21 protein-coding genes and 1 pseudogene are annotated in these 23,004 nt (G+C 68.6%); 17 read left to right on the top strand and 5 right to left on the bottom strand.

The window, feature by feature from the left end; genetic code table 11:
* The first annotated feature begins 86 nt into the window (after window positions 1-86).
* Entirely contained in the window at window positions 87-1,121 is a 1,035-nt protein-coding gene (locus ACIQRL_RS02555) for a LacI family DNA-binding transcriptional regulator (protein WP_401325996.1), read from the top strand.
* A gap of 132 nt (window positions 1,122-1,253) precedes the next feature.
* Window positions 1,254-2,090 (top strand): phosphatase PAP2 family protein, encoded by an 837-nt coding sequence (locus tag ACIQRL_RS02560; protein WP_401328026.1) that lies wholly within the window; start codon window positions 1,254-1,256, stop codon window positions 2,088-2,090.
* Window positions 2,091-2,139: 49 nt separating this feature from the next.
* Here the strand turns inward: ACIQRL_RS02560 and ACIQRL_RS02565 are convergent, their stop codons facing one another.
* On the bottom strand, window positions 2,140-5,148 hold the full coding sequence (locus ACIQRL_RS02565; protein WP_401325999.1) for a bifunctional [glutamine synthetase] adenylyltransferase/[glutamine synthetase]-adenylyl-L-tyrosine phosphorylase: 3,009 nt from the start codon (window positions 5,146-5,148) through the stop codon (window positions 2,140-2,142).
* A gap of 302 nt (window positions 5,149-5,450) precedes the next feature.
* Here ACIQRL_RS02565 and ACIQRL_RS02570 point away from each other — a divergent pair, with 302 nt between their 5' ends.
* The 4 genes from ACIQRL_RS02570 (at window position 5,451) to ACIQRL_RS02585 (ending at window position 10,180) form a co-directional block, all read left to right on the top strand.
* Entirely contained in the window at window positions 5,451-6,338 is an 888-nt protein-coding gene (locus tag ACIQRL_RS02570) for an alkaline phosphatase family protein (protein WP_401326002.1), read from the top strand.
* A 1-nt stretch (window position 6,339) separates the two neighbouring features.
* Window positions 6,340-7,659: an MFS transporter gene (locus tag ACIQRL_RS02575; protein ID WP_401326005.1), complete on the top strand. Its 1,320-nt coding sequence runs from the start codon at window positions 6,340-6,342 to the stop codon at window positions 7,657-7,659.
* Window positions 7,656-8,678 (top strand): TolB family protein, encoded by a 1,023-nt coding sequence (locus ACIQRL_RS02580; protein WP_401326007.1) that lies wholly within the window; start codon window positions 7,656-7,658, stop codon window positions 8,676-8,678. Before ACIQRL_RS02575 ends, ACIQRL_RS02580 begins: the two co-directional genes overlap by 4 nt.
* Window positions 8,679-8,815: 137 nt before the next feature.
* Window positions 8,816-10,180: a glutamate decarboxylase gene (locus ACIQRL_RS02585; RefSeq protein WP_401326010.1), complete on the top strand. Its 1,365-nt coding sequence runs from the start codon at window positions 8,816-8,818 to the stop codon at window positions 10,178-10,180.
* 183 nt (window positions 10,181-10,363) lie between these two features.
* Here ACIQRL_RS02585 and ACIQRL_RS02590 read toward each other — a convergent pair.
* The 4 genes and pseudogenes from ACIQRL_RS02590 to ACIQRL_RS02605 form a co-directional block, all read right to left on the bottom strand.
* Window positions 10,364-10,450: pseudogene (locus ACIQRL_RS02590) on the bottom strand (glutamine synthetase); the annotation flags it as partial.
* A gap of 450 nt (window positions 10,451-10,900) precedes the next feature.
* Window positions 10,901-12,238 (bottom strand): YbaK/EbsC family protein, encoded by a 1,338-nt coding sequence (locus tag ACIQRL_RS02595; RefSeq protein WP_401326013.1) that lies wholly within the window; start codon window positions 12,236-12,238, stop codon window positions 10,901-10,903.
* Between the two features lie 36 nt (window positions 12,239-12,274).
* Window positions 12,275-13,021 (bottom strand): hypothetical protein, encoded by a 747-nt coding sequence (locus tag ACIQRL_RS02600; protein ID WP_401326016.1) that lies wholly within the window; start codon window positions 13,019-13,021, stop codon window positions 12,275-12,277.
* Window positions 13,022-13,393: 372 nt separating this feature from the next.
* On the bottom strand, window positions 13,394-14,215 hold the full coding sequence (locus ACIQRL_RS02605) for a class I SAM-dependent methyltransferase (RefSeq protein ID WP_401326019.1): 822 nt from the start codon (window positions 14,213-14,215) through the stop codon (window positions 13,394-13,396).
* Between the two features lie 56 nt (window positions 14,216-14,271).
* On the opposite strand from ACIQRL_RS02605, the gene ACIQRL_RS02610 reads away from it, so the two are divergent.
* From ACIQRL_RS02610 to ACIQRL_RS02660, 11 genes are all read left to right on the top strand, one after another.
* Window positions 14,272-14,988: a GntR family transcriptional regulator gene (locus ACIQRL_RS02610; RefSeq protein WP_401326022.1), complete on the top strand. Its 717-nt coding sequence runs from the start codon at window positions 14,272-14,274 to the stop codon at window positions 14,986-14,988.
* Window positions 14,989-15,616: 628 nt separating this feature from the next.
* Window positions 15,617-15,886 (top strand): DUF6284 family protein, encoded by a 270-nt coding sequence (locus ACIQRL_RS02615; RefSeq protein WP_401326024.1) that lies wholly within the window; start codon window positions 15,617-15,619, stop codon window positions 15,884-15,886.
* Window positions 15,883-16,212, top strand: coding sequence for a hypothetical protein (locus tag ACIQRL_RS02620; RefSeq protein ID WP_401326026.1), 330 nt, complete (start codon window positions 15,883-15,885; stop codon window positions 16,210-16,212). Before ACIQRL_RS02615 ends, ACIQRL_RS02620 begins: the two co-directional genes overlap by 4 nt.
* The gene (locus ACIQRL_RS02625) at window positions 16,212-17,066 is read left to right on the top strand and encodes a protein spdB (protein ID WP_401326029.1); all 855 of its coding nucleotides are present in this window, start codon (window positions 16,212-16,214) and stop codon (window positions 17,064-17,066) included. Before ACIQRL_RS02620 ends, ACIQRL_RS02625 begins: the two co-directional genes overlap by 1 nt.
* Complete coding sequence (locus ACIQRL_RS02630) at window positions 17,066-17,392, top strand: RRQRL motif-containing zinc-binding protein (protein WP_401326032.1); 327 nt, start codon at window positions 17,066-17,068, stop codon at window positions 17,390-17,392. Before ACIQRL_RS02625 ends, ACIQRL_RS02630 begins: the two co-directional genes overlap by 1 nt.
* A 359-nt stretch (window positions 17,393-17,751) precedes the next feature.
* Window positions 17,752-17,979: a hypothetical protein gene (locus tag ACIQRL_RS02635; RefSeq protein ID WP_401326034.1), complete on the top strand. Its 228-nt coding sequence runs from the start codon at window positions 17,752-17,754 to the stop codon at window positions 17,977-17,979.
* 2 nt (window positions 17,980-17,981) lie between these two features.
* A complete protein-coding gene (locus ACIQRL_RS02640) occupies window positions 17,982-18,299 on the top strand; it encodes a hypothetical protein (RefSeq protein ID WP_401326037.1) in 318 nt (105 codons plus the stop codon).
* Window positions 18,300-18,380: 81 nt separating this feature from the next.
* Complete coding sequence (locus tag ACIQRL_RS02645) at window positions 18,381-20,507, top strand: FtsK/SpoIIIE domain-containing protein (RefSeq protein ID WP_401326039.1); 2,127 nt, start codon at window positions 18,381-18,383, stop codon at window positions 20,505-20,507.
* Between the two features lie 202 nt (window positions 20,508-20,709).
* Window positions 20,710-21,186 (top strand): hypothetical protein, encoded by a 477-nt coding sequence (locus ACIQRL_RS02650; protein ID WP_401326042.1) that lies wholly within the window; start codon window positions 20,710-20,712, stop codon window positions 21,184-21,186.
* 19 nt (window positions 21,187-21,205) lie between these two features.
* Window positions 21,206-21,709, top strand: coding sequence for a MazG-like family protein (locus tag ACIQRL_RS02655; protein WP_401326044.1), 504 nt, complete (start codon window positions 21,206-21,208; stop codon window positions 21,707-21,709).
* An 87-nt stretch (window positions 21,710-21,796) separates the two neighbouring features.
* Window positions 21,797-22,702 (top strand): bifunctional DNA primase/polymerase, encoded by a 906-nt coding sequence (locus ACIQRL_RS02660; protein WP_401326047.1) that lies wholly within the window; start codon window positions 21,797-21,799, stop codon window positions 22,700-22,702.
* Window positions 22,703-23,004 lie beyond the last annotated feature (302 nt).

A 23,004-nucleotide genomic window follows, 5' to 3' on the forward strand; every position in this document is an offset into this window, starting at 1 on the left:
AGCAGCCCGGAGCGGGCCGATCAACCGCCCGCACACGGCGTCTGGTTGGTGGGCAGGGTGAGATGCGACCGGTACAGTCCAATCCTGTGACCACACGGCTTGCCGACATCGCAGCCCAGGCGGGGGTCAGTGAGGCGACGGTCAGTCGCGTCCTGAACGGGAAGCCGGGCGTCGCCGCGACCACGCGCCAGTCCGTCCTGGCCGCGCTCGACGTCCTGGGCTACGAGCGCCCGGTGCGCCTGCGGCAGCGCAGCGAGGGCCTGGTGGGCCTCATAACCCCCGAGCTGGAGAACCCGATATTCCCTGCCCTCGCGCAGGTCATCGGGCAGGCCCTGACACGCCAGGGCTACACCCCCGTCCTCGCGACCCAGACTCCGGGCGGCTCCACCGAGGACGAGCTGACCGAGATGCTGGTCGACCGTGGCGTCGCCGGCATCATCTTCGTCTCCGGTCTGCACGCCGACACCTCGGCCGATATGCAGCGGTACGAGCAACTGCGCGGCCGGGGTGTCCCGTTCGTCCTGGTCGACGGCTTCTCGCCGAAGGTGCAGGCGCCGTTCATCTCGCCGGACGACCGCGCGGCGATGGCCCTCGCGGTCACCCACCTCGCCTCGCTCGGGCACACCCATATCGGGCTCGCCCTCGGCCCCAAGCGGTTCGTGCCGGTGCAGCGCAAGATCGAGGGCTTCGTGCGCACGATGCAGGAGCAGCTCGGCCTCGCCCCCGCCGACGTCGAGGAGCGACTGGTCCAGCACTCGCTGTACACGCTGGAGGGCGGTCAGGCCGCCGCGAGCGCGCTCATGGACCGTGACTGCACGGCGATCGTCTGTGCCAGCGACATGATGGCGCTCGGCGCGATACGGGCGGCACGCCAGCGCGGCCTGGAGGTCCCCACGGACATCTCGGTCGTGGGCTTCGACGACTCGCCGCTGATCGCCTTCACCGACCCGCCGCTCACGACGGTCCGCAAGCCGGTGCCCGCGATGGGCCAGGCCGCGGTGCGCACGCTGCTGGAGGAGATCGGCGGCACGCCCGCGCCGCACAGCGAATTCGTCTTCATGCCGGAACTGGTGGTGCGTGGTTCGACCGCTTCGGCGCCCGGGGAGCGGAATCGTCCCTGAGTAGGAGGACAAGAGGGGCTTTCGGACTCCCCAGGGCGTAGAACGTGCGGCCAGGAACCGACCGAGGGATGATCGGTGAGTTGAGGCTTTTCTGGCAGACTCTGTGCCTATGGGTGAAACACCGTGACGACACTGGAAGGCCGGGACAAGGCCACTCCACAACCCGTCGCGGAGGAGAAGGCGGGTAACAAAGTCCTGCGTCGGATGCGGGCCCCGCGTCGCCCCCGCCTCTGGTTCGAAGTCCTGATCATCGCCATGAGTTACTGGACGTACTCGCTGATCCGGAACGCGGTTCCGGAGCAGAGACGCGAAGCGCTGCGCAACGCGGACTGGATCTGGCGGATGGAGCACCACCTCGGTCTCGCGGTCGAGGAGTCCGTCAACCACGCGGTGAACTCGGTCGGCTGGCTGATCATCGGGATGAACTACTACTACGCGACCCTGCACTTCGTGGTGACGCTGAGTGTGCTGATCTGGCTGTACCGCTGTCATCCCGGCCGCTATGCGGCGGCCCGTCTCGCGCTCTTCGCCACCACGGCGGTGGCCCTCGTCGGCTACTACCTCTTCCCGCTCGCGCCACCCCGTCTGATGACCGGCGGCAACTTCGTCGACACGGTCATGGTCCACGAGACCTGGGGCTCGATGGCCTCCGGCGATCTCAAACACATGTCCAACCAGTACGCCGCGATGCCCTCCATGCACATCGGCTGGTCCGTGTGGTGCGGCCTGACCGTCTTCGCGCTGGCCTCGGCCCCCTGGGCCCGCATCCTCGGCGTCCTCTACCCGGCGGCCACACTCGTGGTCATCGTCGCCACCGCCAACCACTTCTGGCTGGACGCGGTGGGCGGCCTGCTCTGCCTCGCCTTCGGCTTCCTGGTGGCCCGCCTGTGGTACGGAGCGCTGCCGTACGCGCTGCCGCAATGGGTCCCCGGGACCCGCGGGACACCGGCCCTGCCGGCGAAACCCTGAACGAGCCGAACGAGCCGAATGACGCCCTGGTAGTCACGGACGGTGACCGTCAGGGCGTCTCTCGCGCTCCGTAGAACAGTTCGTCCACCACCGCCCGGGCCCGCCGGGTGGTGCGCCGGTAGTCGTCGAGCATGTCTCCGACGTGCCCCGGGTCGTACCCCAGGTAGCGGCCCACGGCGGCGAGCTCGCGCCCGTCCGAGGGGAAGGTGTCGCCGGCCCTGCCCCGTACGAGCATCACCGCGTTCCGTACGCGCGTGGCCAGGACCCAGGCCTCGTCCAGCGTCGCCGCGTCCTCCGTGGACAGCAGCTCCGCCGCGCACGCGGCGGCCAGCGCCTCCCGGGTCCGGGTCGTCCGCAGGCCCGGCTCGACCCAGCCGTGCTGGAGCTGGATGAGCTGGACCGTCCACTCCACGTCGGACAGACCGCCGCGCCCGAGCTTGGTGTGCAGGGTGGGGTCGGCGCCGCGCGGCATCCGCTCCGACTCCATCCGGGCCTTCAGCCGCCGGATCTCCCGTACGGCCTCGTCGCCCAGCCCCTCCGCCGGATACCGCAGCGGATCGACCAGCTCGATGAACCGGCTCCCGAGATCGGTGTCCCCCGCCACGACCTCCGCGCGCAGCAGCGCCTGCGACTCCCACACCAGCGACCAGCGCCGGTAGTACGCCTCGTACGACTTCAGGGTCCGTACCAGCGGCCCGGACTTCCCCTCGGGGCGCAGGTCCGCGTCGATCAGCAGCGGCGGATCCGCGCTGGGGAGCTGGAGCAGCCGCCGCATCTCGGACACCACGGCGTTCGCGGCCCGTGACGCCTCCTGCTCGTCGACGCCCTCGCGGGGTTCGTGCACGAAGAGCACGTCCGCGTCGGAGCCGTAGCCGAGCTCGTGGCCCCCGAAGCGGCCCATCCCGATCACCGCGAACCGGGTGGGCAGGGTGTCGCCCCAGCCGTCCCGGACCACGGCCCGCAGGGTTCCCGCGATCGTCGCCGCCGTCAGATCCGACACCGCCGCGCCGACGAGGTCGACGAGCGCCCCCTGATCGGCGACGGCCGGCGTCTCCTCGGTCCCGTAGGAGGCGACGATGTCGGTCGCGGCGGTACGGAACAGCTCCCGCCGCCGCACGCCGCGCGCGGCGGTCACCGCCTGCTGTCCGCCGTCGGCCCGCCGCACCGCGGCGAGGATCTCCTGCTCCAGATGGTCCCGGCCGCGCGGTTCGAGGCCGCCGCTCTCCCCGTCGCCCAGCAGGGCCACCGCCTCCGGAGCGCGCATCAGCAGGTCGGGGGCGAGCCGGCCCGCCGAGAGCACCCGCGCGAGGTTCTCCGCTGCGGCGCCCTCGTCCCTCAACAGCCGTAGATACCAAGGGGTCTTGCCGAGCGCGTCCGACACCTTCCGGAAGTTGAGCAGGCCGGCGTCGGGGTCGGCGGAGTCCGCGAACCAGCCCAACAGCACGGGGAGCAGGGTCCGTTGGATCGCGGCCTTGCGGCTGACCCCGGACGCCAGCGCCTCCAGATGGCGCCGGGCGCTGGCCGGATCGGCGTAGCCGAGTGCGACGAGCCGCTCCCGGGCCGCCCCGGGGCTCAACCGGGTCTCCCCCGGCGCCAGTTGGGCGACCGCGTCGAGCAACGGCCGGTAGAACAGCTTCTCGTGCAGCCGCCGCACCATGGCCGCGTGCCGCTTCCACTCCCGGTTCAGCTCCTTGACCGGGTCGACGCGCAGTCCGAGCGACCGCCCGATCCGGCGCAGATCGGCCTCGTCCTCCGGCACCAGATGGGTGCGCCGCAGCCGGAAGAGCTGTATGCGGTGTTCCATCGACCGCAGGAAACGGTAGGCGTCGTCGAGCTGTACGGCGTCGGCGCGTCCCACGTATCCGCCCGCGGCGAGCGCCTTCAGGGCGTCCAGGGTCGTACCGCTGCGCAGCGAGGTGTCGGCCCGGCCGTGCACCAACTGCAGGAGCTGTACGGCGAATTCGACGTCCCGGAGCCCTCCGGGGCCGAGCTTGAGCTCCCGCTCGATCTCGGAGGCCGGAATGTTCTCGACGACCCGGCGCCGCATCTTCTGCACGTCGGCGACGAAGTTCTCCCGCTCGGCGGCGTGCCACACCAGCGGGGCCAGGGTGGCGACGTACTCCTCGCCCAGCTCCAGGTCCCCGGCCACCGGGCGGGCCTTGAGCAGCGCCTGGAACTCCCAGGTCTTGGCCCACCGCTGGTAGTAGGCGAGATGACTGGCGAGCGTGCGCACGAGGGGGCCGTTGCGGCCCTCGGGGCGCAGATTGGCGTCGACCGGCCAGATGCTGCCCTCGACGGTCGTCTCGGAGCAGATCCGCATCATGTGCGAGGCGAGCCGGGTGGCCGCCTGCACGGCCTTGCGCTCGTCGGCCCCTTCGACGCCCTCCCCCACGAAGATCACGTCGACGTCGGACACGTAGTTCAGTTCGTGTCCGCCGCACTTGCCCATCGCGACGACCGCGAGCCGGCACAGCGCGTCGTCGTCGGGCGCGGCGACCCTGGCTATGGCGAGCGCGGCGCGCAGGGTCGCGGTGGCGAGGTCGGCGAGTTCGGCGGCGGTCTGGGCGAGGTCGATGGTGCCGCACACGTCGCGCGCGGCGATGGAGAGCAGGCAGCGGCGGTAGGCGACACGCAGCGAGACGGGGTCCGTCGCGTGCGCCAGCCCGCGTTCGAACTCCGGGACCCCGGGATGCAGGTCCCGCGCCTCGTAGGTGACGAGGGCCTGCCAGTCGTGCGGGTGCCGGGCGAGATGGTCGCCGAGCGCGGCGGAGGCGCCGAGCACGCCGAGCAGCCGGTCCCGCAGCGGCTTGGCCGCGATCAGCGTGTCGAGGAGTTCCCGCCGGGGGGAGTGCTCGTCCTGTGCCTCGACGATCCGGACGAGGCCGAGCAGCGCGAGGTCCGGGTCGGCGGTGGCGCCCAGCGCGTCCAGGAGGACCGGGTCGGATCGTATGGGTGCCAGTTCGGGCCCCTCCAGGAGGCGCTCGGCGGCCGACGGATCGGTGAAGCCGTGCCGCAGCAGCCGCGTGAAGGTACTGCTCCTGCGCCCCGGCGCCGTCATCCCGGCCTCCTGTCGATCGACGTCGTACGCCCGGTCCCGTCCAGCACACCTGGTCCCGTCCCGTACACCTGGCCCCGTTCCGTACCTCTGGTCCGATCAAGGTCGTACGCGCTTGAGCGTAACCCCGGTCCGCCCGGTGGCGCCCCGTGCCGACAACCGCGCGAGGCGGTACAAAGGACGGGGAGGCAGTAGTTCATCGGCTCTTCATCCCGCCGGTTGAGGGATGTGAGCGCGGGGAATGTTGGCGTGTGCATGCTCTGTCCGCACCGCCACCGTCGCCTTCCCCCCACCGGAGGTCTGAAGTGTCCGGCAGAAACGTGTACACCCGCAGTCGTGCCGTCGTGGCATCCGCCCTCGCCTTCACCGCGGCCGCGGTCGGGCTGTGGACCGGGTTCGCCGGCTCGGCCCCCGCGCACGCCGCGGCAGCGGTCCCGACCCCGGACCACGTCGTGGTCGTGGTCTTCGAGAACCACGCCTACAGCCAGGTGATCGGCTCCTCCAGCGCCCCGTACATCAACTCGCTCAGGACCGGCGGGGCCAACCTCTCCCAGTCCTTCGCCGAGACCCATCCGAGCCAGCCCAACTACTTCGCCCTGTTCTCCGGCTCCACGCAAGGGATCACGGACGACAGCTGCTACACGCCCGGCTTCTCCTCCGCCGCGAACCTGGCCTCCGAGCTGATCGCCGCGGGCAGGACCTGGGGCAGCTACAACGAGACCCTGCCCAGCCAGGGTTCGACCACGTGCAGCAGCGGGAACTACGCGCGTAAGCACAACCCGTGGTTCGGCTTCAGCAACGTACCGACGTCCAGCGCCAAGACGTTCGCCCAGTTCCCGACGGACTACACGACGCTCCCGCAGGTCTCCTTCGTCGTCCCGAACCTGTGCAGCGACATGCACGACTGCTCGGTGTCCACCGGTGACACCTGGCTGAAGACCAACCTGAGCGCCTACGCCACCTGGGCCAAGGCCCACAACAGCCTGCTCGTCGTCACCTTCGACGAGGACAACCGGCTCGCCGGCAACAACATCCCGACGGTGCTGTACGGCCAGCAGGTGACTCCGGGGTCCTCGTCCACCACCACCTACAACCACTACGACCTGCTGCGCACGCTGGAGGACATGCACGGCCTCACGCACGCCGGCAACGCGGCCTCCGGCAAGGACATCACGGGCATCTGGACGTCCTGACATGTACGTAGCGGACAGCCGCGCCAGTACTCCGGCGGCGTCCGCGGAAAGCGCCGCCCGGCCACGAGCCGGGCGGCGCCTCGCCGCGGTCGCGCCCACGGTGCTGGCACTCGGCACGGTCAGCCTGGTCACCGACGTCTCCTCGGAGATGGTGACGGCCGTCCTGCCCCTGTACCTGGTGACGGGCCTCGGCCTGTCCCCCCTCGGCTTCGGACTCCTCGACGGGATCTACAACGGCTTCTCGGCGCTGGTCCGCCTGGTCGGAGGGCATCTCGCCGACCGGGGCGGCGGCCGCCACAAGTGGGTGGCGGGTGCCGGATACGCCCTCTCCGCCGCCTGCAAACCGCTGCTCCTGGTGGCACAGACCCTGACTCCCATCGGCCTGGTCCTCGCCGCCGACCGCACCGGCAAGGGCCTGCGCACGGCCCCGCGCGACGCCCTGATCTCCCTGTCGAGCACTCCGGAGACCCGGGGCCGCGCCTTCGGCGTCCATCGCGCGATGGACACGGCGGGCGCCCTGCTGGGCCCGCTGGCCGCCTTCCTGATCCTGCGGGCGACCGTCGACGGCTACGACGCGGTGTTCATGGTGAGCTTCTGCGTCGCCGTCGTGGGCGTCCTGGTCCTGGTGCTGTTCGTGCCGGGGCGTACGGCCGCGCGGTCCACCCGTACGGCTGTGCCGGACGAGCCGGCCGCGCCCGCCGCCCCCGCCGCGCCGCGCCCCACCCTGCGCGCCGCCCTCGCCCTCCTGCGCCGCCCGGAGCTGCGCGGTATCGCGCTCTGCGCGCTGCTGCTCGGCCTCGCCACGGTCAGCGACTCGTTCATGTTCCTGCTGCTCCAGCACAGGCTGGGGGTGCCGGACCGCTGGTTCGCGCTGCTGCCCATCGGCACGGCCGCCGCGTTCCTGCTGCTGGCCGTCCCGCTCGGCCGGCTCGCGGACCGGGTGGGCCGCTGGCGGGTGTTCCTGGCAGGGCACGGCGCCCTGCTCCTCGCGTACGGCCTGCTGCTCACGTCCTGGCACGGCACGGCGCTGCCGTTCGCCGTCCTGTTCCTGCACGGCGGCTTCTACGCGGCGACCGACGGTGTGCTCATGGCCGCGGCCTCGGACAACGTGCCCGAGGAACTGCGGTCGTCCGGGCTCGCCCTGGTCCAGACGGGTCAGGCGCTGGCCCGTTTCGTCTGCTCGCTCGCCTTCGGCGCGGCCTGGACGGCCTGGGGCGACCGTACGGCGCTCATGGCGTCGGCCGTGGCGCTCGCCCTGTGCGCCCTGTTCTCGACGATCCTGCGCCCCGTCCGCCGCACCCCCTCAGAAGGCCTGGTATGACGCTGCGAACCCGCATCCTGGTCCTGGTCTGCGCCCTGGTCGTCCTGGCGGGCGTCGCGACGGCCTCCGTGCTGCACGCCTCGGCCCGCGCGGAGCGCCGGAACCAGGCCCAGCCGGGCGGCCCGCGGATCACCGCGGGGCCCGTCTCCCTGACCGACTCCCGGCGGCTGGTGTTCCGCAACATGGCGTGGGGCCCGCACCGCGACGAGCTGACGTCCGTCCCGGCGTCCGACCCCTCGGGCCCGCGCACCGCGTCCAAGGTCAAGTGCCTCCGTTTCTACGCCGCTTCGGGCACCGGGGTGTGCCTCCAGGCGGTGCACGGCGCGGTCCAGGACACCTACCGGGCGGTGATCCTCGACGCCGGTCTGCGGGTGCGGGCCCACTACGACGTGCCCGGCATCCCGTCCCGCGCCCGTGTCTCGCCCAGCGGACGGTACGCGGCCTGGACGGCGTTCGTGGGCGGCGACTCGTACGCGGGGACGAACTTCTCGACCCGGGCGGCGATCGTCGACACCCGCACGGGGAAGCTGACGTCGTCCCTGGAGGAGTACCGCGTGGTGATGGACGGCAGGACGTACCACGCGGCCGACACCAACTTCTGGGGCGTGACGTTCGCGGGCGACGACCGCACGTTCTACGCCACGATGGCCACGCACGGCGCGACCCACCTGGTCCGCGGCGACCTGGCCGCCCGCACCGTCACCGCCCTGCACACGAACGTCGAGTGCCCGTCCCTCTCCCCCGACGGCACCCGGATCGCGTACAAGAAGCGCGTCAAGGGCCTTCCCAAGGACGCCCCCTGGCATCTGTACGTCCTCGATCTGCGCACCGGGCGCGAGACCCCGCTCGCCGAGCCCCGCAGTGTCGACGACCAGGTGGTCTGGCGCGACGACCACACCCTCGTCTACGCCCTCCCCGGCGACTACGGGGCGGACCTGTGGACCCTCCCGTCCGACGGCACCGGAAAGCCACGGCGCATCAGCACGGCGGCGGTGTCTCCCGCGTACGTGCGCCGGTGAGTCACCCGGGTGTCCGCCGCGCCGACGCCGGCCCGCGGCGCCGATCGCCCGGGAAGGTACGCCGTTCGCGTACACCCCGAGCCCCGTCCGCAGGTTCTGAGCACGGCTCCCGCTCCGACCGTGGTTGAGTCGCCGGTATGACAAAGAGTGACGCCACGGCTCTGTTCGGCAACCGCTTCCTGACCCTGCCCGCTCCCTCGGAGACCTTCCCCGAGGAGGGCATGGCCGCGACGGACGCGATGAGGCTCGTGGATGTGGATCTCGCCATGGAGGGTGACCCGCAGCGCAACCTCGCCACGTTCGTCACCACGTGGATGGAGCCGGAGGCGCAACGGCTGATCGCCGAGAATCTCCACCGCAATTTCATCGACCACGCGGAGTACCCGATCTCCGCCGAGATCGAGCAGCGTTGCGTGCGCATGCTCGCCGACCTCTTCAACGCGCCGGGCAGGACGACCGGATGCCGGACCCAGGGCTCGTCCGAGGCGATCATGCTCGGGGCGCTGTCGCTGAAGTGGAAGTGGCGACAGCGTCGGCAGGCGGCCAAACTGTCGGTCGACCGACCCAACCTGGTCTTCGGCGGGGACGTCCACGTCGTGTGGGAGAAGTTCTGCCGCTACTTCGACGTCGAGCCGCGGATCGTGCCGCTCGCCGAGGGCAAGTACACGATCGGCCCGGAGGACGTGGAGCCTCACCTCGACGAGAACACGATCGGTGTCGTCGCGGTCCTCGGCACCACGTTCACCGGCCACAAGGACGACGTCGTCGGGATCGACAAGCTCCTGCGGGACGTCCGCGAGAAGCGGGACCTCGACATCCCGATCCACGTCGACGGAGCCAGCGGCGCCTTCGTGTGGCCCTTCCTCTACCCGGACTCGAAATGGGACTTCCGGCTCGAACAGGTCCGCTCCATCAACGTCTCGGGACACAAGTACGGCCTGGTCTACCCCGGCATCGGCTGGCTGGTCTTCCGCGAGGAGTCCGACCTGCCCAAGGACCTCGTGTTCGAGGAGAACTACCTGGGCAAGACCGACTCGACGTTCACGCTGAACTTCTCCACCGGCGCGTCGATGGTGCTCGCGCAGTACTACAACTTCGTCCGGCTCGGTCGCCAGGGCTACACCTACGTCATGAAGATGCTGCAGCAGAACGCCCACGTACTGGCGGACAACCTGCGCGACAGCGGCCGCTTCGAAGTGATCGGGAGCGACCTCGAACAACTGCCGCTGGTCGCCTTCCGTCTCGCCGGCCAGCACGCCTACGACGAGTCCGACGTCGCCTGGCAGCTCTCGGCCGAGCGCGGCTGGATGGTGCCGGCGTACACGCTCCCGCCCAACGCGGAGCGGGTGAAGATCATGCGTGCCCTGGTCAAGGAGACCCTGAGCCGCGAGCAGATCGACCGCCTGAGCCAGGACATCACCGACGCGTGTCGCACTCTGGACGCCAAGGGTGCGACCCACGGGATCGAGCGGGCCCAGGTCAAGCGCGGCACCGGCTACTGACGCCCGCGACGGGCGCCCAGGGTCGGGCCGGCGGCGTTGTCCACCGGCCTGCGCGGATCCCGGCAGCGATTCCGGGGCGGACGACCCACAGACGGCCCAGGGGTCGTGAGAACAGCCGCGGGGCCCACGGTCATCGACCGTGGGCCCCGCGTACCGCGTCACGCAAAGCGGCGCCGACCCGCGCTACAGCACCGGCAGGTTCTTCCGCAGCTCGAAGGCGGTGACCTCGGAGCGGTACTCCTCCCACTCCGCCTTCTTGTTGCGCAGGAACTTGTTCGGCGCCGAACGGCCCTCGAACGATCCACGCCGAGGTGGCCCTGACCTGCGATCAAGCGGCCGTCCACGGTCGTTGTTGGTCACTGCTGGCCGCCCTTCGACGGCCCACAGACGGCCCAAGTCACGGCCCAAGCTGGGTACGTCGATCGGGCTGCTGTCACGGCGCGTTGGCCGACACCAACCTGTTTCAGTTGTGAATGCTCCTGGATTGGTGCGCGACTGAGACCGCTGCCGCATCATCGCCGGAGACTGTGGCCCTCGCCCGAAGCGACTTGGACGGAGATTCCACGGGGGCCGGGCCCCGCCGAGGTGAACCTACGTAGATGTGTGGGTGCCCGCCGATGTCTGTCGGCGTTGTCTGCAGCAACACTTTCGGGGTACTACCACTACGGCCATTCGGCGATGACGGTACGCGACCCTCAGCGCGTGAAGCGCAGAACGCGTTCAGAGAGGCTTCGATATGGCGGCAACCGAAAAGGAGCTCAACCGCCTCAAATCTTCGATCGATATCCGAAGAGACTCCGTTATTTTACCCGTCCCACACCAAACCTTACGCTTTTCAATCAACCGCTCATCCAATATCACTGGCACATATTTCGGCATCCCGAACGGCGGCACACTGCCCAGCGTGAATCCTGTTAGCTCCTCCACGTGAGATTGCGTTGCCGCAATAACACAGCGCCTAGGTTTCCCAAGGTATCGAGCAACCCTACCAAAATCCAACTTGCGGTCAGCCGGGATCCCGAACAGATAAAGCTGCGGATGCAGATCGTCCCGTTTCGGGTCATCGGAAACCGCCACAAGGATAGATTTAACGAGCTCACCCCGATCGGCTTGTATGGTTCGCTCAACTTCCTCCATGTTTCTAACGGGGGCGTGATGGCGAAAGTCATGGGGAATGTTATGGCGGTTAAGTAGCCTGACCACCAACTCATACCCGTTCACCTCCGGCTTGCACTGCGGTCGCCCTTCCCGCCGCCCGACAGCAACAATATAGGGGCCAGCAGCTATGTCGAGATTTCCCGCCAAAAGTTGATCTACGTTTGTGCAAAGCTTGCGGGCTTCCGATTCGGCAAACAGCTCTTGCGGGAACAGAGAAGATAGCGTCGGGAAGGTCGTTAGACTCAAAATCCTGAAGTTTCCTTCTATCTTTCGCTTGATTTCCCGAATCGCGTACGCGCGCGCCGCGACAACGTACTCTTCACCACTAAAATCAACGCGTAGAGCATCTTCGCCATCCGTCGCTCGCGCCGCTAGCGCCGGACGCCATTGCAGATTAAGCTCGTTCACCAGAGCGGCAGAATTATAGAACGAAAAGATGGCGACGCCTTGAGGCTTTAGCAATCTTTTTACGATGCGAAGAAATTCCTCCACGTTTTGCACGAAGCTTCCCATCCCGAATGCCGAATTAACAAGCGACGCACAGCCCGCGGGTAGATCAAGTGGATCCATCTCAACATCTCGGACCTCAAATAGGACATTGCCAATTGCTCCCCTGATCTTCTTCCGTGTAGCCACTTCGATCATTTTCGGAGAGAAGTCGTATGCGTAAACTTGATCAAAGCGCTTAGCCAGCACAAATGTGTCACGTCCTGTGCCACACCCCAGATCCACAGCCAGATCGTGATCGGGTGCCTCACGAGACCACTGATCGAGCACTTGGATCTCATAATTCATATAGCTACCGGTTGCGAAATTCGCTTCTGCATAAATTTCATCATATTGACCGGCGACCGCTTCGGACAGCTTCAGGTGTTCGGCGCGTCCTGTTTCCCAGTCCATGCTCGCCACTCCTGAATATCAGCCATCGAGTCGATGTCATCCCTTGTCAGGAAGCTTTATCGCGGCAAGTCGCGCACCTGCTTTGACGCCAAAATCACTCAAAGGACGAGGATCAAAAGGTGTACGCATGTGTTCACGGGCCCACAAAGAACCCATATCTCGCAACCGTTCCCCATTCGCGTCTTTCAGAATCCACGCATCGCCGTAGGTGAATGGCCTGACGTGTGGACTTATCTGCACGTAGAGCTGATTCAATAGGGTCGAGACTGCAGTTTCTTCCTCTATTGGAAGAAATACGCCTGCTGTCTCTCCGGGCACTATTTGGGAAATGTCCACAGTAACGCTGGATTGCGCCACTCTGTCTTCCGTGAGTTTTACAGCGTGATCAACAAGGTTTTCCAGCTCCCTAAGCCCACCGGAACTTGCCTGCGACCACGCCAGACGTGCACCGTTTTCAGCACTCATTCGCGTAGCTTGAGACAGGGTTTCCTTGCTGTACGCAGAATACTTACGCATAGCCTCCGCTAGATCGTTCAAGGTGGCGTGCTGAGTGTAAGAATCCGGAGGAACAAGAATTAGTGGATTACTCTTGAGGATGTGAAAAAAACCAAGGGCGATTGCGGCAATGAACACGATGGCGAATGCGGAGAACATGCCTTGAATCCAACCGCTCGTCACAATTGCCGCTGTCGTGACAAGCACTTCCCCCAAGCCGATAAGCAACGCTATTACGCCGCTCGGCCCGCGCGCTGCGGCTGCAATCCTGCCCGACTCGTCCGACATTTTGCACCGCCCTGTAAAGCGATTGCGCTTAGATCTATACTATGGCGTACTGCCCGAGCTCGCATGTGGGAGAGACAGGAGAAGTTGAGGCGTTAATTTCTGTCCTACAAACTTGACGCTTCGTTAAAATCCTTGAAACGGACTGCCCGAGCTGCGAATCACTTCTCTGGCATCAGGCATCTGATCGCTTTGCTCGCGGCGGATGGCAGCCGGTCTGGAACGGGGGCAGCAGGAGCGCAGGCCGGGCTGGCACCCTCACCGTGCTTGTAGAGCGGAGCAAGCAGCCTTGCTGCCGCAGAGAAGGTCTATCGCGCCGCTTCCGATACGAGTCGGCTCGTGAACCCTGTCTGTCCATGTCCGCCACCGTTGATGTCAAGCCTTGACGTCAACTGGAGCCCTGCCCAGGGCCAGTAGGTGCGAACTGGCGGCAAGCAACTCCGGGTACGGCTCTGCCATGCGCGCCGCCTCCATCGCTGAGGCAATCAGCTCGTCTGTGGGCCCCTCGCCCGGCTGTTGTTCGACCGCTTTCACGAGCGACCATGCGGGCCCCTCGATCCCGAAAACCTGCACGTCCGTCAACCCGGACGCCACCAACTCCGCCACAAGCTCTTCAGCGCGGTGGAAGTAGGACAAGGTGAACCCTCGTACACCGTCATAGACGGCCGTCTCAAGGATCTTGGAGACAGAGTCACGAATCCGCTCGGTGTGCAGGTGAGCGTATGTGACGTGCTCAAAGAGCGACGCGTAACGGTTGATTGCAGCCGCCGCAACCAGTCCGCCCGGCTTCACCACGCGGCAGGCTTCCGCCAGCGCCCTACGCCGATCATCGGGGTCAGGCAGGTGATACAGGGGCCCAAGGAGCTGCACAACGTCGAAACTGTCGTCCGGCTCACGCAGATCGCGAGCGTCTCCCACGATCGCCGAGCACACGGCTGCCGCGCTCTCGACATGACGGGGCACGGGGTCCACGAGCGTGACGTCGTAACCGTCCTTCACAAGCCATTCAGCGTGAACCCCGGTCCCTCCGCCCACGTCGAGTACGCGCGCCGGCGCGGGGGGCAAGAAGCGTCGGAGAAGCTCTTGAGTCCTGACCAACTCCATACGTCCGTCTGCCGAGCTACGCAGGCGGCTGTCCTCGTTCACTGTCTCGCCGTAGAACCGCATCACAGAGGGTGCCAATTCGAGATTCGACATGGTCGCAGTATCGTGTGTACCGGTGGACCAGTCCAGCACGCGGAGTAGGGGAAGCCATGGCCGTCCTGAAGTACGAAGAGATCGCCGAGTCTCTGCGCGCCCGCATCGCTGCTGGTGAGTTCGCCCCTGGTGCCACCATCCCCTCCGGCCGCGACCTGGCCGAGCAGTGGGACGTGTCACGGGCCACCGCCATCAAGGCCGTGGACGTGTTGCGCAACGACGGTGTGGTGGTGGCCAAGCAGGGCACCGGTTTCGTCGTTACGGAGACGCCCGTGGCGCGCCCTGCCGGCGCCCGCCGAGCTGGGTCGGCGCGCATCTTGGGCGGCATGCCGTTCCTTCGCGTCGGTACGCCCGACTGGGCGGAGCCTCCCGCCCGCGTCGCCGTCGCACTCGGGATCTCCCCCGGAGTGCTGGCTCTCCGACGCATCCGGGTCCTCCAACTCCCGGACGGAACCCCGAATAGCTGCGTGGAGGCCTGGTTTCCTCCGGAGATCGCGGAGGCCGCACCTCGCCTCGCCGACACCGCTCCCATCGCCGAGGGCACGACACGCTACGTCCGTCGGCAGACCGGACGGTTCCCGGCCGAGGGAGTGGACATCACCACCGTGCGCCTCGCTACGGACACGGAGGCGGAGCGCTTGAACGTAGCGACGGCCACCCCGGTCGCCGTGCTCCTCCATACGGCACACGACGAGGAAGGTCGTCCGCTGGTCTGCGAGGAAGGTGTCACTCCCTCCTCGCTCTTCGAGCAGGTGGACACCTACGTCATGTAGGCACCCCCAAACCAAGCTGGACCGGTCCGCCGGTCCAGCTTTTTTGATGCCTCGTCACGTCGATTGACCTGCTCAAACTCCACCCATCGCCATCCAACTCTATTTTCATCGCTTGACTGGACCGGTCCACCGGTCCAGTCTGTTGATGCGGCGCCACTCCTCCTCAGTGAGGAGCGGCGCCGGATAGGGCGGCCACGCTGCAAGACCGCCCGCTAAGGCCAGGCAGAACAGGGTTTCGGCCCGTACTGGCGAGGTGGCCCGGTGACCGCGAGCAACGGCCGGAGTGTGGGGACACAGGTCCCCCTTGCAGTGCTTCTCCCTCTTCCACGCAGACCCGATCTGCCCGACCAGCAGGAGTTTTGATGCGTCAACGAAAGCGTGGGGCGCCGCCGAGACGGACCGGCCGGCAGACGCCAGTAGACGCTTCCCGGTCCTTGTTCTCCCTGGCTTCGCAGCGCTGACGCTGTGGCCGGTTGCCTCTCCCGCCCGTCCGGCCAGTGCATCGCGTGCTGGTCGTACGGACGGGAGTGCGGGGAGCCGGATCTACCGACTTCAACGGCGCGCGGCCCGGTGCTGTAACACCGGGCCGCTGTTCGGGCCGTTCCCTGCGTGAGAGGAACACGACCCAATGAGTCCCATCGTCACTGTTCAGGAAGCTGTTACCGCGTTCGCCGACTTCATGGAGCCCACGGACGCGGAGCTGGACGCGATCGAGCTGGAGATGCCGCTGATCCTGGCGGACGTCGACCTGATCGACGCGCAGATCATCGCCATGGACCACGCCCCCAACGACGTCGACACCCGCCGGGTGCGCCGGGCCCTGGCCCGCGTCCTCGCCGAACGGGCCAAGCTGACCAACCGCACGGCCGGCACGTCCCTGGCGGGGGGTGCGGCATGAGCACGATCCTCACGTTGGACGCGCTGTCGGCTCCACTGCGGGCGCTGCGGCTGCTGGCGGTCGACTTCCCGGACCTGCCGGCCCCGGTGGTCGACCTCACCGCGATCTACCCGGACCGACTGTCCCTGTCCGTGCACGCCATGCAGGGCGGGTTCACCGCGTTCGAGGCGTGGCGGACGGCGCTCGGTATCGCCCCGGACGCGGTCGACTTCCATGTGCAGTGCGACCACCGCACCGGCGTGCTGAGTGCACAGACGAAGTACGGCGGCGCGGACATCGAGCTGACCGGCTACACGCAGGTGCCCGACAGGGCGGGGGTGGCGTGATGGCCCGTCCGACCGCTCTGCCCGCCGTGGCCGTGACGGCGGTGTCTTTGGTTCTCACCCTGGCCGTGGTGGTGATGTGGCTGGGTTCGGCGATGCCGTGGCCGGTCGCGCTGGTGGTCGGTCTGGGTATCGACGGGGGCTGGTTGGCCACCCTCGCCTACGAACGGCGCCTCGCCGCGCAGGGCGACCACTCCAACGCGGTGACGGCGGTCGGCTGGTCGTTCGGCCTGCTCGCCACCGGTGTCCTGGTCGCCCACGCGCTGACCGCCGAGGCGGACACGGGCGCGTGGCTGGCGGTGGCGTGGCTGCCGCTCGCGGCGAAGGCGCTGTGGCTGGTCCACGGGTTGTGGGAGCGGACCGCACTCACCCCGAACGCACTGACCGCCATCACCGGTATCCAGCAGGAAGCCCGTGACGAAGCGGCCGTGGCGCGTGCCCGGCTGCGGGCCGAAGCCACGACGGAGGAGACCCGGCTGACGGCCGTGACGCAGGCCGGCGCGCGCGTCGCACGCGTCCAGGCCACAACCGCCAAACGGCTCTCCGACGCGTGGTCGACGCTGGAAGCGGCCCGGACCGGCGAGGACACGGGCAGGGCCTTGACCAGCGTGACGACCCGCGTCACGCCCGACGTCACGCCGCGATGGGAACTCCCCGTCTGGGGGCCGACAGCACCGCTGACAGCCCTGGAATCCGGGCCCGCTCTCACGGACGCCGAGCTTGACGCGGTCGTGGACGAGATCCGTACCAGCCGTGTTCCCGCCCTGTCCTACCGGGAGATGGCGACCCGCTTCCGTACGGCCGGCCACTCCGCATCCGAGGTCCGCCTGCGGGCGGCGTGGAAGCGCGTGGCGTAATGGGCGCGTTGCCGGTGTTCCGGTGGCGCCTCGCCCCGGACGGCTACGCCACCCGGCGCCAACTCCGGGCGCGCGGCCTACGACCCGGCGGACAGGCCGTGGCGGCGCAGCTCGAACGGCCGCGCCGCCGTCGTGGACCGCTGGTCGCCTACCTGTACCGGATCGACCTCGCTCGACCGGTGCGGCCGATGACGGCCGCGAAGTGGGCGGCGCTGGCCAAGGCCAACGCCGCCCGCCGCACCTGCCCGGAGTGCCGCCGTGATGCGGGCTACGTCATCCCCGACTCGCTCGGGACCTGCGTGCCCTGCGCCGGCCCGCGTCGGTGAGACCGCAAGGAAACACCAGCTCAGTCCAGAGAGTGAATCCAACCCAGCAGGTGCCCGACGCGCAGTCCTGCACGCACGACGTGCAGGGCGAAGCGCAGGCCGAACCGCTCGGCCGCAAAGGCAGCAAGCATCACCGCGAACGCTGCCTGGACCGCATGCCCGGGCGAGCAGAACAAACGGGGTATTCGCCGCGGGCTCTGCGACAACGGTTCCTCGCACCTGAGGCACTTGCGGGCACCGCTCTTTCGGGCGCTCTGCGCCTCAGTTTCCCCACCCATGCGCGCGACTTTAGCGCCCCCACCACCGCCAAACGATCAGTGCTGCGCATGAACACCCCTCCCACGTCTAGGAGTTCACCTGTGGCCGGCACCACTGCTCCGAGCACCATCGACTACGCGTGGCACGCCTGGGTGACCGTCCCCGGCGACGGACGCGCCTTCGCCCACGGCACCGTCACCGTCCCCGCCGCCTTCTGCTGGGACCGCGTCACCCGCGAAGTCGCGGCCTGGCTCGGGTCCCAGGGCACGACGGGCCGTCTCGCCGACATCCACCTCATCCTCGCCCCGCACGCCGGAAGGACGGTCTGACGATGGGAAAGCCCGACACCCGTCGCCTTGACCGTGCGATCCGCGAGACGAACCGCAAGCTCGAAGCCGTCCGCCGGGGCGAACTGTGGCCGCTGACCGGCTCGGAGCGCCGCACGATGCTCGCCGCGCTCGCCGGCGGCTCCTACCGGGTCATGCGTGGCAAGAGCACCGGCCGCGCGGACAACCGGATCGACTCCGTCTCCACCTCCGCCGAGACCCGGCTGATCGCGGAGATGACCGCGTTGCAGATCGAGCGTCAGCGCATCGTCACCGAGGCCGCCCGCGCCAAGGCCGCCAAGAAGTCCTCGGGCTGGTGGTAACGCGCACCGCGCCGCCCGCCCGCACCGCACTCACCCCTTCACTTTCACCCCGACCCGGGGCAGTCAGGAGTCTGTTTCACCATGAGTGAGAAGGTCGTTCACCTGCACAAGAGCACCGAACCGGCTGCCGAGCCGGTCATCGTGACCACGCTGACCGTGGTCCCCGAACCGGCACCTGCCGCACCGGTCCCGCTGTGGATCCGTTCGGGTCGCGCGGTCAAGACCGTGGTCACGCACGAGACGACCAAGACCACCGCCCGCGCCGTCGCCCGGCACACCCTCTACGTCGCCGGCGGCGCGAGGATCGCGGCGAAGCGGACGTGGGACGGTCGGACCGCCTCTCGCTACGAGCGGATGTTCCGTGCCGCCGAAGCCGCGGGGAACCACGAGATGGCCTCGGAGTGGGAGGAGCGCGGGCAGCACTTCCGCGAGGCCCGCCACCGCCGCCGCATGGACCTGCTCCACTCACCCGTAGACGCCGCCAAGGGCGTTGCGGTCGGCGCCGGCATGGGCATCGGATCGTTGATCGCCCTCGGGGTCGTGATGGCGGTCGCGACGAAGGACGTCACGCACGTCGTCACGCCTTTGATGGCCACCGTGGAGTTCATCAACCTGCTGATCAGCATCGTTCAGGTGGTGTGGGGACCGGCCCTCGCGATCGGCCCGTTCCTCGCCCTACTCGCCCTGTGGGCAGTCGGCAGCAAGCAGCAGGCCGCACCCGCGTGGGCGCTGCCCGACAACGTCCGCAGTAGTGAGGGCGAGCCGATCACGCCCTCGATCGTGGTCAAGGCAATGCGTGACCTGGGAGTGCCCGCGCTCCGCAACGCGATCAAGGAGATGGGCGACGCCGGCGCGTCGATGCTCGGTCCGATCCGGATCGCGGGATGCGGTGTCGAGGTCGACGTCTCGCTCCCGTCGGGTGTGGCGACGAACGAGGTGCAGGGCAAGCGGCGCAAGCTCGCCGAGAACCTGACCCGGCACGAGCACGAGGTATTCATCACGATCCCCGAGGCCGCGCGCACGGTCCGGCTGTGGATCGCGGACTCCGGGGCGCTCGATGAGCCGATCGGCCCGTCTCCGCTGGTCACGGACACCACGGTGACCGCGAACTACAAGACCGGGAAGGCCCCGTGGGGTCAGGATCTGCGCGGGGACGCGGCAGAGCTAAGCCTCTACCAGCGCCACCTCTTGATCACTGGCCGGTCGAATCAGGGCAAGACTGCCGCGCTGCGGTCCCTGGCTCTGTGGCTGGCGCTGGACCCCTCGGTTCAGTTCTGGATCGCTGACCTCAAGGGTGTTGGTGACTGGAGCATGTTCAACGGCATCGCCGACGTGCTGATCGAGGGCCCTTCCGACGGGCACGTGATCCAGGCGACCGAGATGGTCGAGGACGCCGAACGCGAGATGAACCGCCGCATTCAGGAGCGTCTCGCTGACCCGCACGTCAAGTTCCCGCCACTGATCGTCAATGTGGACGAGGCGCAGAAGGCGTTCATGTGCCCGTCGGTCGATGAGCAGCGCAGGCCCTACGGCGGCTCGAAGGCCACCTCCCGGTACTTCATGGCAGTCCGCAGCATCCACAACCAGGGCCGTGCGGTCGACGTGCTGATGTGGCAGGGCACGCAGGACCCGACCGATCAGAACCTGCCCAAGATGGTCCGCGAGGGCGCCCACACCCGTGCCTCCCTCGTGCTCGGCTCCGAGTCGCAGGCCAAGATGGCGCTCGGCGACAAGGCGGTCGAGGACGGTGCGGCCCCGCACATGCTCCGCCAGGGGCTGGACAAGGGCACCCTCGTGGTCGCCTCCGACGGCATCGACATGCCCACGGGGCAGTCGTCCATCACGGTCCGCACCCACTTCATCGACGACGAACCCGCAATGGAGATCGCCGACCGTGCCCGCGCCCTGCGGGACGGGGTCACCACCCTGCACGCCGTTGAGCGAGGCGAGGACCGCGACCCGCTCGCGGACATCTTCACCGTCGTCGGAGACGCGGAACGCTCGCACACCCAGGACATCCTCAAGCGGCTCGGGATCTTCGACGAGGACGCCTACGGCGACTGGTCGTTCATCGACCTCAAGCGCGTGCTGGAGTCCGCCGGGGTCGAGCCGTACAAGTCGCACGGCCGCATGGTCGTCCGCCGCGACGACGTCGCCCGCGCCCTCGCCGACCGCGACACCGACGGTTCCGCTTCAGCCTCCCAGTAGCGGGGAGGCGCACCCTCCCGGTCCGGGGAGGCGGGGAGAACTCCCCAACCGCCTCCCCGAACCGCCTCCCCCACGTTGATCAGCGAAAACGCTGCTTCGGGGAGGCGGGGAGACCTCGCAGCTCAGACCCCGAAACCCCCTCCACAGGCCACTCCCAAGGGTGTGCCCTCGCCTCCCTAACCGAGCACCGGAAGGATTCCGCATGTACCCCGAACAGTCCGCCTACCTGCCCGCAGAGCGGGCCGTGACCGTCCATCAGCCACAGCCCCTCGCGCCCTACGACCCGGCCCCGACGGTGGCGCTGGACCCGTACGGCGAGCGTCAGCCCGTGGTGTGGGTGCCCGACGCCTACGGCCGCCTGGTCCCCATGCCCAAGCACCTCGCCCCCGCCCCGGTCCTCGCCCCCGAGCCGCGCGACCTGACCCCGCTCCCGCTCCTGGACCCCGTCGCCCAGCGCTTCATGGGCGCCGGACTCGGGGGCGGCGCCCTCGCCGCCGGCCTCGGCTACGGCGTGGGCGAGGTCGTCAGCGCCGCCGCCGGAATCAGCGGCGGAGCCCTCGTGTGGGTCGCCGTCATCGTCCTCGCCCTGCGCACCCCCTCCCGCGCCATCAGCGGCGCCAAGGGCAGCACGGTCAACATCCGCAAGGCCGTCATCAAGCGCAGCCATTTCCACGGCTGAACCCCCGGAGAGGAAACCCGTGTTCGAGATCCGCGTCATCTGCGCCCCGCAGGACACCGAACGTGTCGTCGCCGCACTCGACAGCACCTTCACCACCGGCACCGTGAGCGTCCACCCCACCCGAGACGGCCACCGGAACCGCCTCTACGCCAGGGCCGAGCACCAGCCCGAGACCGCCACCGGCGTCATGCCGTGGACCCACGTGCGCACGGTGGTCGCGTGGCTGGACGCCACCAACGGCACCAACGCGCACGAGACCGGCATGCGCCTGCTCAAGGTCACCGAAGAGACCGGAGAAGTCGCCCAGGCCTACATCGGCATGCAGGGCCAGAACCCCCGCAAGGGCTTCACCCACAGCCCCGGCGACGTCGCCACCGAACTGTGCGACGTGATCCTCGCCGCCATGGTCGCCCTGCACGAATTCGACGACGACCCCGCCGCCCTGCTCAACACGATCGCCGCACACCGCCACAACCGCCTCGCGGACCTGATCGAGAACGAGCCCAGCACCACCCGCCGCTAGCTACGCCAAGGGCGGTCCCCGTCTCGCCAAAGTCCGGGACCGCCCCTGCCAACCAGTCCGCAACAGACCTGTTGGAGGTCACCCAGCATGCCCCATCACACCCGATCCGCGCTGCTGCACGCCGCGCTGGACGCCGCCGCGTGCGGCTGGCCCGTCATCCCCCTGCACCCGCGCTGCAAGGTCCCCGCCCTGCACGGCGAACGCCGCTGCCCGCGTACCGGCGACTGCGCCGAGGGACACCGCACGTTCGAGCAGCGCGCCACCACCGACCCCGCCCGCATCGAACGCTGCTGGGCCACCGGCCCGTTCAACGTCGGCATCGCCACCGGCCCTGCCGGCCTGCTGGTCGTCGACCTCGACACCCTCAAGCCCAAAGACGAAGAGGGCACGCCTGACGGCGCGGCGAACTTCACGGCGCTCTGCGAGCGCGCCGGACAGGCCCTGCCCACCACCCGCCGCATCCGGACCCCCAGCGGCGGAGAACACCTGTACTTCACCGCCCCTCCCGGCGTCCGCTTCACCAACACCACCGGCACCCTCACCCCCAAGGTCGACACCCGCGCCTGGGGCGGACAGGTCGTCGCCCCCGGCAGCCAGACATCACACGGCCCGTACACGCTCCTGGACGACTCGCCCGTGGCAGACCTGCCCGCATGGCTCCAACAAGCCCTGACGGCCACTCGGAAGCGCGTCACAGTGCCAGTCCTGCCCGTTCCCACCCGCGACACCAGCCGGTACGCGACCGCGGTCCTGCAACGCGAGGTAGCGGCCGTGGCCACCACCCCCGAGGGCGGACGACAGGCCGAACTCCTGCGCGCCGTACGGGCGGTGGGCCGGTTCGTAGCCTGGGGCGACCTCGACCGCACCACCGTAGAAGCGGCTTTTACCTGCGGGGGCGAGTCCACGGGACTGCCGCCGGCCGAGTGCCGCGCCACCATCCGCAAGGCCCTGGACTACTCCATCCGCACCGCCTGGCCCCGGGAGACGGCATGACCGCCCCCCAACCCCGCCCCGCAGGTAAAAGCACCACACCCACCCCCAACCCGCCCCGCCCCGCCGAACCAGCGCTGCCCCCGACGGCCGTGGGCGAGCCGAAGGGCGTCGCCGAAGGCGTCCTCATTGCTGTTCGCCCTGACCTGTCACCCGGCGCCGGTCCGTACCCGGTCGCGTGGCTCACCATCTGTGCCCCGCGCGACGCCATCCCGACCGCCACCTCGAAGTGCCTGTGCGGCAGGGATCGCAGGGCGGTCGGCAGGTCTCGCGTCCTGGCCCTGATCGCCGAGCACACCGACCAC

The organism is Streptomyces sp. NPDC091209, assembly GCF_044757755.1.
Lineage (GTDB): Bacteria > Actinomycetota > Actinomycetes > Streptomycetales > Streptomycetaceae > Streptomyces.

What these genes read in the sequence shown, in the direction of transcription:
- ACIQRL_RS02565 (WP_401325999.1), bottom strand. Translation starts at nt 5,148, where the DNA reads ATGACGGCGCCGGGGCGCAGGAGCAGTACCTTCACGCGGCTGCTGCGG.
- ACIQRL_RS02575 (WP_401326005.1), top strand. Translation starts at nt 6,340, where the DNA reads ATGTACGTAGCGGACAGCCGCGCCAGTACTCCGGCGGCGTCCGCGGAA.
- ACIQRL_RS02580 (WP_401326007.1), top strand. Translation starts at nt 7,656, where the DNA reads ATGACGCTGCGAACCCGCATCCTGGTCCTGGTCTGCGCCCTGGTCGTC.
- ACIQRL_RS02585 (WP_401326010.1), top strand. Translation starts at nt 8,816, where the DNA reads ATGACAAAGAGTGACGCCACGGCTCTGTTCGGCAACCGCTTCCTGACC.
- ACIQRL_RS02595 (WP_401326013.1), bottom strand. Translation starts at nt 12,238, where the DNA reads ATGGACTGGGAAACAGGACGCGCCGAACACCTGAAGCTGTCCGAAGCG.
- ACIQRL_RS02600 (WP_401326016.1), bottom strand. Translation starts at nt 13,021, where the DNA reads ATGTCGGACGAGTCGGGCAGGATTGCAGCCGCAGCGCGCGGGCCGAGC.
- ACIQRL_RS02605 (WP_401326019.1), bottom strand. Translation starts at nt 14,215, where the DNA reads ATGTCGAATCTCGAATTGGCACCCTCTGTGATGCGGTTCTACGGCGAG.
- ACIQRL_RS02610 (WP_401326022.1), top strand. Translation starts at nt 14,272, where the DNA reads ATGGCCGTCCTGAAGTACGAAGAGATCGCCGAGTCTCTGCGCGCCCGC.
- ACIQRL_RS02615 (WP_401326024.1), top strand. Translation starts at nt 15,617, where the DNA reads ATGAGTCCCATCGTCACTGTTCAGGAAGCTGTTACCGCGTTCGCCGAC.
- ACIQRL_RS02620 (WP_401326026.1), top strand. Translation starts at nt 15,883, where the DNA reads ATGAGCACGATCCTCACGTTGGACGCGCTGTCGGCTCCACTGCGGGCG.
- ACIQRL_RS02625 (WP_401326029.1), top strand. Translation starts at nt 16,212, where the DNA reads ATGGCCCGTCCGACCGCTCTGCCCGCCGTGGCCGTGACGGCGGTGTCT.
- ACIQRL_RS02630 (WP_401326032.1), top strand. Translation starts at nt 17,066, where the DNA reads ATGGGCGCGTTGCCGGTGTTCCGGTGGCGCCTCGCCCCGGACGGCTAC.
- ACIQRL_RS02640 (WP_401326037.1), top strand. Translation starts at nt 17,982, where the DNA reads ATGGGAAAGCCCGACACCCGTCGCCTTGACCGTGCGATCCGCGAGACG.
- ACIQRL_RS02645 (WP_401326039.1), top strand. Translation starts at nt 18,381, where the DNA reads ATGAGTGAGAAGGTCGTTCACCTGCACAAGAGCACCGAACCGGCTGCC.
- ACIQRL_RS02650 (WP_401326042.1), top strand. Translation starts at nt 20,710, where the DNA reads ATGTACCCCGAACAGTCCGCCTACCTGCCCGCAGAGCGGGCCGTGACC.
- ACIQRL_RS02660 (WP_401326047.1), top strand. Translation starts at nt 21,797, where the DNA reads ATGCCCCATCACACCCGATCCGCGCTGCTGCACGCCGCGCTGGACGCC.